General features: G+C 72.0%; 7 protein-coding genes. 4 read left to right on the top strand and 3 right to left on the bottom strand.

The genetic code is table 11. The features are described from left to right. Positions 1-29 precede the first annotated feature (29 nt). Positions 30-3425 carry an AfsR/SARP family transcriptional regulator gene (locus AC068B_RS34225; protein WP_478675537.1) on the top strand — a complete coding sequence of 1132 codons (3396 nt, stop codon included), beginning with the start codon at positions 30-32 and terminating at the stop codon, positions 3423-3425. 9 nt (positions 3426-3434) lie between these two features. Here the strand turns inward: AC068B_RS34225 and AC068B_RS34220 are convergent, their stop codons facing one another. Next, positions 3435-5309 carry a sigma-70 family RNA polymerase sigma factor gene (locus tag AC068B_RS34220; RefSeq protein ID WP_478675422.1) on the bottom strand — a complete coding sequence of 625 codons (1875 nt, stop codon included), beginning with the start codon at positions 5307-5309 and terminating at the stop codon, positions 3435-3437. Positions 5310-5529: 220 nt separating this feature from the next. Further along, on the bottom strand, positions 5530-6297 hold the full coding sequence (locus AC068B_RS34215; protein WP_478675421.1) for a TetR/AcrR family transcriptional regulator: 768 nt from the start codon (positions 6295-6297) through the stop codon (positions 5530-5532). Between the two features lie 372 nt (positions 6298-6669). Here AC068B_RS34215 and AC068B_RS34210 point away from each other — a divergent pair, with 372 nt between their 5' ends. Both AC068B_RS34210 and AC068B_RS34205 read left to right on the top strand, forming a co-directional pair. After that, on the top strand, positions 6670-8064 hold the full coding sequence (locus AC068B_RS34210; RefSeq protein WP_478675420.1) for an NAD(P)/FAD-dependent oxidoreductase: 1395 nt from the start codon (positions 6670-6672) through the stop codon (positions 8062-8064). Between the two features lie 165 nt (positions 8065-8229). Then, complete coding sequence (locus AC068B_RS34205; protein ID WP_478675419.1) at positions 8230-9927, top strand: ATP-binding SpoIIE family protein phosphatase; 1698 nt, start codon at positions 8230-8232, stop codon at positions 9925-9927. 25 nt (positions 9928-9952) lie between these two features. On the opposite strand, the gene AC068B_RS34200 is transcribed toward AC068B_RS34205, so the two are convergent. Then, positions 9953-11239, bottom strand: coding sequence for an MFS transporter (locus AC068B_RS34200; protein ID WP_478675418.1), 1287 nt, complete (start codon positions 11237-11239; stop codon positions 9953-9955). Between the two features lie 127 nt (positions 11240-11366). On the opposite strand from AC068B_RS34200, the gene AC068B_RS34195 reads away from it, so the two are divergent. Then, positions 11367-11915, top strand: a complete 549-nt coding sequence (locus AC068B_RS34195; protein ID WP_478675417.1) for a MarR family winged helix-turn-helix transcriptional regulator — start codon at positions 11367-11369, stop codon at positions 11913-11915. Positions 11916-12412: the final 497 nt, after the last annotated feature.

Here is a 12412-nt window from a genome sequence, read left to right as displayed (position 1 = left end):
CGGCGCACCAGGGCGGGGAGAATGACGTGGTGCGGTACCGAATCCTGGGCGCCACCGAGGCGTACGACGACCAAGGCGCCCCTCTGTCCGTAGGGGGCCAGCGGCTGCGTGCCCTGCTCGCCGCCCTCGCGCTCCACGCGAACCGCACGACCACCGTCGGCGCGCTCATCGAAGAGGTCTGGGCAGGCGACCCGCCCGCCGACGCCCCCGCCGCCCTGCAGGCCCTGGTGGGCCGCCTGCGCCGGGCCGTCGGCAAGGACGCCGTCGTGTCGGCCCCCGGCGGCTACCGCCTCGCCGTCGCCCCGGACGACGTCGACCTGCACCGTTTCGAGCGCCTCGCGCGCGAGGGCAGGGCGGAGCTGGACCGCGGCGACCCGGCCCCGGCCGCCCGCACCCTGCGCGACGCGCTCGCCCTGTGGCACGGCCCCGCCCTGGCCGACCTGCCCGACCGCGCCGCCGCGGCGCGCCCCGAGGCACAGCGCGCGGAGGCAGTCCGCGCCCGGATCGAGGCGGACGTCCTCCTCGGCCGCGCCCCCGAGGTCGTACCGGAACTGCGGGAGCTGACCTCCGCCCAGCCCTACGACGAGACGCTGCACGCCCTGCTGATCCGCGCCCTGCGCGATGCCGGACGCGGGGCCGACGCGCTCGCCGCCTACGAGGAAGCGCGCCGCGCCCTCGCCGACGGACTCGGCACCGACCCGGGCCCGGAACTGCGGTCGCTGCACGCGGAATTGCTGGCGGGTCGGGAGCGGGTCGGGCGGGAACGGAGCCGCGGGCGGGAGCCTGGCGGCGCCGGACCGTCACAGCAGCCGCAGAGTCAGCAGCGCCTCCCGTCACCACAAGCACCCCAGCCCCAACAACCAACCCATTCACCCCAGTCGCCACAAATACCCCACGACTCCCACGGATCGCACGCCTCCCACCCACCCCAACCACAGCGATCCGCAAGGCCCGAGCAGCACGGAAACATCCGCACCCGCCTGACCTCTTTCGTCGGCCGGGAACCCGAACTCGCCGCCATCCGTTCCGACTTGCGAAGAGCCCGCCTCGTCACCCTCACCGGACCGGGCGGCTCCGGCAAGACCCGCCTCGCCGAGGAAGCCGCCGCCGGGCATCCGCAGGCATGGCTGGCCGAGCTCGCCCCGCTCGACCACCCCGAGGCGGTGCCCGGCGCTGTCGTCAGCGCGCTCGACCTGCGCGAGACCGTCCTGATGACCAGCGAGCTGACCACACAGCAGGACGACCCGGTCGCCCTGCTCGTGGAGTACTGCGCCCCGCGCAGCCTGCTCCTGCTCCTTGACAACTGCGAACACGTGATCGGCGCCGCCGCCGAGCTCGCCGAGGCCCTCCTCACGCACTGCCCGGGCCTCACCATCCTCGCCACCAGCCGCGAACCCCTGGGCGTGCCGGGCGAGTCGGTGCGCCCCGTGGAGCCGCTCCCGCCCGACCCGGCCCACCGCCTGTTCACCGAGCGGGCCGCCGCGGTGCGGCCTGGCTTTGACCCGGAGGCGGATGCCGAGGCCGTCGCCGAGATCTGCCGCCGTCTCGACGGGCTGCCGCTCGCCATCGAACTGGCCGCCGCCCGCCTGCGGCTGCTCACCCCGCGCCAGATCGCCGACCGCCTCGACGACCGCTTCCGCCTCCTGACCAGCGGCAGCCGCACGGTCCTGCCCCGCCAGCAGACCCTGCGGGCCGTCGTCGACTGGTCCTGGGACCTCCTGGACGAGGCCGAGCGGGCCGTGCTGCGCGAGGCGTCCGTCTTCGCGGGCAGCTGGGACCTCCCGGCGGCCGAGGCCGTGTGCACCGCGCCCGCCACCGACCTGCTCGGCGCCCTCGTCGACAAGTCCCTGGTGGTGGCCGTCCCGTCCGCGAGCCCCACCGACGGCGGCATGCGCTACCGCCTGCTGGAGACCATCCACGAGTACGCGACCGAGCGCGCCGCCGAGACCCCCGCCCTGCTCGCCGCGGCCGAGGCCCGCCACTCGGCGTACTTCCGGGAGCTCCTGGCCCGCGCCGAGCCCCTGCTCCGCTCCGCGGAACAGCTGCCGTGGATCGGCCGCCTGGAGACGGAGCTCGACAACATCCGGGCCGCACTCCAGCGCACGGCCGCGTCCGGTGACGCGGCGGGCGCGGTCGAGATGGCGCTGAACACCGGCTGGTTCTGGTGGCTGCGCAACTACCGCAGGGAGGGCGCCGACTGGATGGCCCGCGTCCTGGAGCTCGCTCCCCCCGGCCTGCCCGCCGAGGACGACCCGCTCTACTGGCCGTGGATGAGGCTCCATCTGCTGCACCTGTGCCTGGTCGCGGAGTCCAGACCCGCGGACTCACCCGCCTACCACGTGGAGTGGGCCGACCCGGGGCTCGTCGAGGCGCTGCGCGAGGTCTTCGCGCGGCCCGTGCCCGAGACCGCCCGCTTCCCCGGGCTGCTCTGGCCGTTCACCATCTTCTTCACGGGCGGCACCCACGAGGACGCGCTGACGCCGCTGAACCGCACGGTCGAGAACTGCCGTCGCTACGGCGAGGACTGGGACCTCGGCGTCATCCTCATGTTCCGCACGCACATGGCCGTCGACATGCCGGGCAACCTCTCCGGCGTCGACGAGGACCTGGCGGAGCTGCGGGAGCTGAGCCGCCGCGTGGGCGACCGCTGGATGCGCGCCCAGGTGTGCAGCGCGGCGGGCGAGGCGGCCATGGCCCGCAGCAGACACGAGGAGGCCCGCGTCGAGTACGAGGAAGCGCTGCGCCTCGCCTACGAGGTGGGGGCGTACGCGGAATCATCGTTCCTGCTCGCCCGGCTCGCCGAGGTCGCCTACCGCGAGGGCGACCGGGCCGCGGCGGCGAAGGTCCTCGAGGAGGCGGGCCGGGAGGCCGATCGGTACGGGGTGACGGATTCACGCGCCTTCGTACGGCTGCTTGGCGCGCTGCTCGCCCTGGACGAGGGAGACATCGACACGGCCCGCACCCTGTGCGAGGCGTCGCGGGCCGAGGCCGAGTACGGCTCGCCGCCCCCGCAGTTCAGCGTCGCCCTGAGCGGCATGGAGTCCCGCGTCGCCGCGGCCGAGTCCGGACCGGCCAGCGGGCTGCCCATCGTCACCGCCGCGGCGCGCGAGGCCGTGACGTCCCGGTGCTCCGAAGTGATCGTGGCGTCGTTGGTGGACGGCGCCGCGGTGCTGCTGAGCGATGTCGGCGAGCATGCGCGCGCGGCCCGGGTCCTCGCCGCCGCCACGTCCCTGCGCAACGGCCACCGGAGGCCCAATCCGGAGGACGCACAGGCGGTTCACGTGGAGAGTGCGGCCCTGGCCGCGCTCGGCCCGGACGGATACGAGCGGGAGCGCGCCGCGGGCAGCGCGCTGACGGTGGACGGAATTCTGCAGGAGCTGGAGCTCGCGACCGCGGCCGTCGCGGATTCGCCAGAAGGGCCCTAGCCGCAGTCCCTAGCCGCAGGCCATCCGCGACTGCGCCCAGTCCGCGAGCGCCGTCGTGTCGAACGGCGTGTGCGGTTCGACGACGAGCCTGACCGTCTTGCGGCCGCTCAGGTTCACATGCACGGGCACCGCCGGATCGCCGCCCTTGACCAGCGGGGACTGCCACAGCCGCGCCCCGTCCCCGTACACGGAGAAGCGCACCTTGCCGAGCCCCATCGTCATGTCGTCGACGCCGACGACCGCGTCGTACGTCGAACAGCTGCGGTTCAGGTCGATGGTGACGGAGGACCTGCCGTGCACGGTCACGCCGTGGGAGTACCGCTTGTCGCCGACGGACAGGCCCCAGCGCTGCCACACCCAGCTGCTCTCGGCGAGCCGCATCTCGGGCTTGGTGCCGTCGCCGGTGAGGCCGTACTCCAGCTCGTTCCATTGGTAGACCCTGGGAGCAGGCGGCGGCGGGGGCGGCGGCTTCGGGGTCGGCTTGGGCTTCGGCGGTGTGGGGGTGGGCTTCGGGGCGGGCGGGGGCGGCTTCGGCTTGGGCTTCTCCTTGGCGGGAGGCTTCGGCTTCGGCGTGGGAGCGGGCTTCGGGGGCGGCTTCGGCGCGGGGGGCGGCGGAGTCGGCTTCGGCTCGGGCTTCGGCTTCTCGGGCGGCGGCTTCTGCGGCACGATCGACTCGGAGACCGCGGGCTCCTTGGACGGCGGCGCATCCGCCTTCGGCTTGCCGCCCCCGCCGGTGAGGGCGATCGCCGCGGCGACCCCGGCGGCCACCACGACACTCGCCGCGATACCGGCCTTCGCGGGGGCGCCGAGCCCCTCGGACGCGGCGGCACCGCCCGCGGCGGAGCCCCCGGTCGACCCACCCGCCGCGGCCGCACCCGCGGCCCCCGCGGCGCCCGCTCCGACGGTGCCACCGCCGATGAGCGCGGCCACCTTCGCGTACCCGGCGGCACCGAACCAGCCGATGACGGCGATCGGTACGACCGCGGGGATGCCGCTGGCGACGTCCTTGATCTGCCCGGCGGCGAGGCGGCACTTCGCGCACTCCTCCAGGTGCTTGCGCAGGCCGCGCTCGGCGCGGGTGCGCAGACCGCCGCGCGCGTAGGCACCGAGGCGGTCGGCGTAGCGCGCGCACTCCTCGCTCTCGGTGAGCGTGGCGCTGACGTGCGCCTGCAGATAGGCCTGTTTGAGGCCCTCGCGGGCGCGGCTCGCGAGCACGCGCGTGCCGTTCGCGTCGAGGCCGAAGAGCGTGGCGACGTCACTGGGGGACTCGTCCTCGACCTCCGTGTGCCACAGCACGGCCTGCCAGCGCTCCGGCAGGCTCCGGAAGGCCTGCATCGCCATCGACTGCTCGGCCTCGTGCATCGCGCGGACGTCCGCGCCCAGGTCCAGGGTGTCGTCGTCGGAGACCTCGGCGCCACGGGCGGCCTGCGCGGCGAACACCGCGAAGTCGTCGACCAGATGCTCCCGCTTCGCCGACTTCGTCCACCCCGCGGCGACCCGCCGCACGGTGGTGAGCAGATAGGCGCGCACGGCGTGCTCGGGCCCGCTGCCGCCGCGCACCGCCTGCAGCATGCGGGCGAACACCTCGGCGGTAAGGTCGTCCGCGGTGTGGGCGTCACGGCAGCAGGTGCGGGAATAGCGACGCACCGCCTCGGCGTGACGGCGGTAGAGCTCCTCGTACGCGGAGTCGTCGCCGGAGCGCATCCGGGCGATCAGGTCGGCGTCGGGCACCGGGGCTTCGCCGCCCCCGGGCACCGATGAGCCCGCACCGCCCTCGCGCTGCGGAGGCACACTCGGACCGGCCGCACCGGCCGCGCTGACGGGACCTCCCGCACCGCTGCCGGGACTGCCCTGGGACGACTCGTCCCGACCGTCAACACTCATCGCGGAACGCCCCCGGTTGCACACTCAGACCCGACCACCGGGAAAGAGTGCCACACGGTCGCGCCGAGGCCGACAGGGAAGACGTTCAACCACCCGTCCGGGGCGACTTCCCGAAATCGAGCACTACCGTTCACTCATTCGGGGAAGGCTCAACGTCCGTCGTTCAGAACGGAGTTGAACCTTCCGCCGCATGAGAGGCGAGCGAAGACGATCCGGCAGGTCACGCGGGCCGGGACCGCAGCCCTTCGAGCAGGATGTCGAGCAGCCGCGAAGAGGCCGCCGCCTGCTGTGCCGCGTCCGGCAGCGAGGGCGCCGCCGTGGCGATCACCAGCAGCACGTCGGACACCGTCACGTCCGCCCGCAGCTCGCCCGCCGCGCGGGCCCGCTCCACGAGACGGCCGACGACGTCGAGCAGAGTCGCCGCCCCCGTGTCGTCCCCGAGCGGGTCCGACTCCTCGGCGGGCGCCTGGCGCTGTTCGACGAGACGGAGCTCGGGGGAGTCCGGAGCCGACTGCCGCTGCTGCGGCACCCGCGCCTCGTCCTCCTTGCCGCCGTCCTCCACGCTCACCCGCAGCACCTGGGGCGGCAGCAACCGCCCCGCACCCGACGCCACGGACGTCCGCAGGAAGCGCGAGAGCGCGGACCACGGCTCGTCCTCCTGCCCGAGCGCCGCACGCGCCTGGTCGGTCAGCCGGGAGGTCTCCTCCTCGGCTATCCGCCGGACCAGCACGTCCTTGCTCGGGAAGCGGCGGTAGACCGTGCCGACCCCGACCCGCGCGCGGCGCGCGACGTCTTCCATCGGCGCGCCGTAACCCAGCTCGCCGAAGACTTCGCGTGCCGCCCTGAGTACATGTTCGAGATTGCGCTGTGCGTCGACACGCAGTGGTGTCGTGCGCGCTCCTTCCCCCATGTCGCGTCCGTTCCCGCTCGGGCCGACGGCTGATGCCGACACGGCAGCGGAAGTCCAGTGAGTCTCCTGAATGTGCATACACGTTCCCCCGGTAATGACGTCTCCCCCCGGAGACACTCCCCGCCATTGGCTACCGACGTGTGAGGAGTGAGCCCTTCCGCGAGCCGGAAATCCGACCCGACGAGCGCATCCCCCGACACCCCGACGTCACACGAACATAGTTGAGCGGGGGTCAATTCAGAAGAGGCGGGTTCCGCACAGCGCGCCCCCCGATCGGAGTACGCGCCCTTTCAGGCCGTATTGCACCCCACCCCCGCACCCCCTTCGTCCCCGCTGACCTGCGCACCTTGCGCACCCGGCGGCAACCCCGCGAGCCCCTCCCGCACACCACTCCCGGTCACACAAATTGCCGGGCCTGTGGACAAACACCAAAGCCGGGTGCGTCATGGGATGGTGAAGGCTGCGATCTCCCGGGGGACGACCCCCGTGCCCCCGGACTGTGTACGCATTCTCGTCGTCGGCGGTGGCTACGTCGGCATGTACACCGCGCTGAGACTCCAGCGAAAGCTGAAGCGCGAGCTCAAGCGGGGTGAGGTCGAGATCGTCGTGGTCGCCCCCGACCCCTATATGACGTATCAGCCGTTCCTGCCCGAGGCGGCCGCCGGCTCCATCTCGCCGCGCCACGTCGTCGTGCCGCTGCGCCGCACCCTCGACAAGTGCCGCATCGTCATCGGCGAGGTCGAGTCGGTCGACCACGCCAAGCGCACCGCGACCTTCACCACCCTCGCCACCGAGGAGGAGGGCACCGGATCCGTCCAGATCGCGTACGACGAAATCGTCATGGCCCCCGGCTCGATCGCCCGCACGCTGCCCGTGCCGGGACTCGCCGAGTACGCCATCGGCTTCAAGACGGTCGAAGAGGCCATCGGACTGCGCAACCACGTCATCGAACAGATGGACATCGCTTCCTCCACGCGCGACCCCGCGATCCGCGACGCCGCCCTGACCTTCGTCTTCGTAGGAGGCGGGTACGCGGGCGTCGAGGCGCTCGGCGAGCTGGAGGACATGGCGCGCTACGCGTCCCGGTACTACCACAACATCAAGGCCGAGGACATGAAGTGGATCCTCGTCGAGGCCACGGGCCGGATCCTGCCCGAGGTCGGCGAGGAGATGGGCAAGTACACGGTGCGCGAACTGCGAAGGCGCAATATCGACGTACGCCTGGAGACACGTCTTGACTCGTGCGAGGACCGCGTGGCCGTCCTCAGCGACGGCTCCCGCCACCCCACCCGCACCGTCGTGTGGACCGCGGGCGTCAAGGCACACCCCGTGCTCGCCGCCAGCGACCTGCCGCTGACCGAACGCGGCCGCCTGAAGTGCACCGCACGGCTGACCGTCGACGGCACCACGCACGCGTGGGGCGCGGGCGACGCGGCCGCCGTCCCCGACGTCACCGCGGACGAGCCGGGCGCCGAGTGCGCACCCAACGCCCAGCACGCCGTCCGCCAGGCCAAGGTCCTCGGCGACAACATCGTCGCGTCCCTGCGCGAGCGCCCCCTCCAGGAGTACACGCACAAATACGTGGGCTCGGTGGCCTCCCTGGGACTGCACAAAGGTGTCGCGCACGTCTACGGACGCAAGCTGAAGGGCTACCCTGCCTGGTTCATGCACCGCGTCTACCACCTGAGCAGAGTGCCGACCATCAACCGCAAGTCCCGAGTCCTCGCCGAATGGACCCTGTCCGGCCTGTTCAAACGGGAGATCGTCTCCCTCGGCTCGCTCGAACACCCCCGCGCGGAGTTCGAACTCGCGGCCGGTGGCGGGCGCCCGAAGGAGTCCTCCTGACCGGAGTCAGGAACTCCCCACACAGGACCGGCGTCTGACGGATGTCAGTCCGTTCGGTCAGACTGTTCGTGTGACCATGGGCAGGCCGCCAGGCCGACACCAGGGACGTCCGCTCTCGACATGCTGTGTTCCCGATCCAGAAGCGACACCACGAGGCCTACCGCAGTGAACTTCACGCGCTGGAGCGCCCGGCTCCCCGGAACGCAGCGCCGCGCAGCAGCGCGGACCGAACAAGCGGTCTCCACGGCACCGCGCGGGGACGGCTCCGTCCCCGCGGCCCGCGCCGAGCGGCCCACCGGGACCGGTGAGCCCGCCCCGCCGGACGGCGCCGTCGGCCTCAGCGGCGCCGACGGCATCGACGAGCTGCCGGTCCGCGAGGTGCTCGACCGCATCCCGGCCCTCGTCGCCCTCGTGCACGGCACCGACCACCGCATCGCGTACGTCAACGATGCGTACGCCGCCGCCTTCGGCCCCAGGACCGTCGGCGAGCCCGCGCGCGTGGCGTTGCCCGAACTGTCCGAGCTGGGCCTCCTGTCGCTCCTCGACCAGGTCCTGCGCAGCTCGAAGCCGCGCACCGTCAAGTCCCGCAAGGCCCCCTCCGGCCGGTCGTACACCTTCACGTGCACCCCCGTGACGCTGCCGCTCGGCGGCTCCGCGGCGGGCCCCGAAGAGGGCGCGGGCGTCCTGGTGTTCGCCGCCGACGTCACCGACCACGCCGAGGCCGCCGAGCGCCTGCGCACCAGCGAGCGCGCCCAGCGCGAGACGGCAGTCACCCTCCAGAAGTCCCTGCTGCCCCAGGAGCTGGAGCAGCCCGACGACCTGCGCATCGCCGCCACGTACCAACCGGGCGGCACCGAAGCCGCGGTCGGCGGCGACTGGTACGACGTGATCACCCTCGGCGGCGGCCGCACCGCCCTCGTCATCGGCGACGTGATGGGCCGCGGCGTCCGCGCGGCCGCCGTCATGGGCCAGCTCCGCACCGCCGTGCGGGCCTACGCCCGCCTGGACCTGCCCCCGCACGAGGTCCTGCAGCTCCTGGACGGCCTCGCCGCCGAGATCGACGCCAGCCAGATCGCCACGTGTGTCTACGCGGTGCACGACCCGAACGAAGGAAGCCTCGTCTACGCATCGGCGGGACACCTGCCCATCCTCGTGCGCGACGAGAACGGCACCATCCACCGCGCGGAGGAGCCCACCGGCCCCCCGCTCGGCACCGGAGGGTGGCTGCACACCTCGGGCTCCGTCCCGCTCGGCCCCGGCTCCACCGCCGTCCTCTACACGGACGGCCTGGTCGAGCGGCGCAGCGAGGACATCGACGAAGGCGTGGCCTCACTGGAACGCGCCCTGGCGGGCGCCACCGGCACGCCCCAGGTGGTGTGCGACCGCCTGATCCGCGCCCTGGGAGTGACGGCCGACCACGACGACGACGTGGCGGTACTGGTCCTCCAGCACCCGGCCCGCGCCGGATCGGACGCCGAACTGTTCAGGAACGCGGCCCTGGAGCTCCTCGGCGGAGTGGAGGCCGCCCCACGCGCGCGTGCCTTCGCCACCGGCGTCCTCGCCAGCTGGCGCTTCTCCCCGGAACTGCACGACCTGGGGGTCCTCGCGGCCAGCGAACTGGTCGCCAACTCCCTCCAGCACGGCACCCCGCCGATGCGGCTGCGGCTGCGCCGCACCGACCGCCGCCTGATCATCGAGGTCACCGACGGCGACGACCACCTGCCGCGCCGCCGCCGCGCCGAACCGGCCGACGAAGCGGGACGCGGCATCGCCATCGTCGCCACGATCGCGTCGAACTGGGGCTCGCGCCGCACACCGGGCGGCGGCAAGGCCGTCTGGTGCGAGTTCGCCCTCCCCAAATAGGGGCCGCGGGGCTCAGGCGCGAGGCTCAGGCGTGAGCGGTCTCGGGCTCCGCTGCCGCCGGACCGCCCTGCGCCACCACCGGGCTCTTGGCCAGCGAGGGCTGGTTCTGCAGCGGGGTGAGCCGACGCCCCAGGCGCACCGCGAGCACCGTGATGCCCAGCGAGAAGAGAACGAACGTCACGATGTACGGCACGTGCAGCGAGGCACCCATCGGCCCGCCCACGGCCGGACCGACCGCGAGGGCCAGCTGCTTCACCAGGGCGAAGGCCGAGTTGTACTGACCGACCATGCCGCCCGGCGCCAGGTCGGCGACCAGCGGCGCGACGGTCGGCGACAGCATCGACTCACCGAGCCCGAAGAGGGCGTACGTCGAGATGAACGCGGCAGTGGCCATCGCCTGGCTGCCGTGCCCGACCCCCGCGTACCCGGCGAGCAGCCACGCGAAGGCCCAGATCAGACCGACGGCCGCGATCACACGGGACCGCTTGCGCCGCTCGACGAACTTCAGGACGGCGAACTGCGCGATCACGATCATGGCCGTGTTGGCGGCCAGCGCGATGCCGAGCGTCGAGGCGGAGATGCCCGCGGCCTCCACGCCGTACGCGGAGAGCCCCGACTCGAACTGCCCGTAGCAGGCGAAGAAAATCACGAAGCCGAGCACGCACAGCTGCACCATGGCCTTGTGCTTCAGGAGCGCACGCATGCCGCCCCGCGGGGCCGAGGCGTCCTTCGGCATCGCGTCCTGGATGGCGGGCGCGTGCGGCAGCCGCACGGTCAGCGCGATGCCCGCGAGCACCAGGAACATCACGGACTCGATGGAGAACAGCAGCGTGAAGCTGCTCGGACGGCTCTCGTCGACGATCTGGCCGCCGATGAGACCACCGATGCCGAGGCCCAGGTTCTGCAGGAAGAACTGCATCGCGAAGGACCGCGTCCGGGTGGTGGGCGTCGAGGACCAGACGATCATCGTCGCGAGCGCGGGCTGCATGACCGCCGTACCGGCGCCGAGCAGCGCCGCGGCGAGGATCGCCGTCGGCTCGCTGTTCGCGAAGCCGAGCGCGATCGCGCCCACGGAGGCGACGCCCGCCGCACCCACGAGCACGGGGAGGGGGCCGCGACGGTCGATGACGCGGCCGGTGATGGGCAGGACGATCAGAGCGGCCATGGCGAACGCGGCGAGCACGATGCCCGCCGCACTGGATCCCAGATCTCGCACCTGCGCCACATAGACGTAGAGGAACGGAACCGTGAACCCGATGCCGAACGCGCTCAGCGCGCTGCCTGCCTGAATACGACGCATCGCTGCGCCCATCGCCCTGGTCACTTTCACCTGCCTTGAGTGAGTCGTTAGAAGTGAAGACTTCGAAGCTAAAGTTCGATCCTAAACTGTACACAATGAAGGACTTCAATGCCAAGCGGGGTCGTGCCATACTCGGCCCATGGGTGACACCCCCGGCCCAAGTGAGCCGACACTTGAAGAGCAGATCGCCGCGTATCAGCGGGAGTTCCAGGACCTCGACCCCCAGGTCGAGGAGATCGTCTCGGCCCTCGGCCGCCTGAACCGCCGCATGAACGTCGCCTACGGCCGCCAGACGGCGACCCTCGGCATCAGCAACGCGGAGTGGGAGGTCCTCAAGGCCCTCGTCCTCTCCGGAGCCCCGTACCAAATGGGCCCGGGCGACCTGGCCAAGCGGCTCGGCCTCACGCCCGCCGCGATGACCCACCGGATCGACCGCATGGTGGCGGAGGGCCTCGTCACGCGCGACCGCGACGAGAACAACCGCGTCCGCGTCATCGTGGAGCTGACCGCAGAGGGCCGCGAGAAGTGGCTGGAGGCGATGCGGCTCGCCACGGTCTTCGAGGAGGACCTCCTCCAGGACCTGTCCCAGAAGGAGCGCGGCGCCCTGGGCGAGGTGCTGACCCGTCTTCTACGTCGTGTGGAGCACGCCCAGCCGGACGCGGGCGGCCGCCTCACCGACCTGGAGTGAAGGGCCCTCCGACGGGGCATAGGGGGAGGTTGACAGTCACCTGCCCGACCCGTAAGGTTCTTCGGGTTGCCACGGAGCCTTAACGGTTCTGCGACAGCACCTCCGCCGCGGGAAGCGGCAAACCAAACTCTGCACAACCTCCCAACGGAACCGATTCGGCATGCCCGAATTCAATTCCAAGGCTCGATTATGAGTCGCCGGGAAAACCCGCTAGAGTTTGAGACGTCGGAACGGCCCAACAGCCGCAAAGACAAACCCACTTCGACTGGGAGTCAGGCCCGAAAGGATCTGATAGAGTCGGAACCGCCGGAAAGGGAAACGCGAAAGCCGAAAGGCAGGAGCGGGAACCGGAAAGGCGCCGAGGAAGTCGGACACGAAAGAGTCTGATAGAGTCGGAAACGCAAGAACAAAAGAAACACCGAAGGGAAGCGCCCGGAGGAAAGCCCGAGAGGGTGAGTACAAAGGAAGCGTCCGTTCCTTGAGAACTCAACAGCGTG

The organism is Streptomyces sp. NPDC042371, from assembly GCF_056437465.1.
This window is presented reverse-complemented; position numbering and strand designations above follow the sequence as displayed.

What these genes read in the sequence shown, in the direction of transcription:
- AC068B_RS34200 (WP_478675418.1), bottom strand. Translation starts at nt 11,239, where the DNA reads ATGGGCGCAGCGATGCGTCGTATTCAGGCAGGCAGCGCGCTGAGCGCG.
- AC068B_RS34215 (WP_478675421.1), bottom strand. Translation starts at nt 6,297, where the DNA reads ATGCACATTCAGGAGACTCACTGGACTTCCGCTGCCGTGTCGGCATCA.
- AC068B_RS34220 (WP_478675422.1), bottom strand. Translation starts at nt 5,309, where the DNA reads ATGAGTGTTGACGGTCGGGACGAGTCGTCCCAGGGCAGTCCCGGCAGC.
- AC068B_RS34195 (WP_478675417.1), top strand. Translation starts at nt 11,367, where the DNA reads ATGGGTGACACCCCCGGCCCAAGTGAGCCGACACTTGAAGAGCAGATC.
- AC068B_RS34210 (WP_478675420.1), top strand. Translation starts at nt 6,670, where the DNA reads ATGGTGAAGGCTGCGATCTCCCGGGGGACGACCCCCGTGCCCCCGGAC.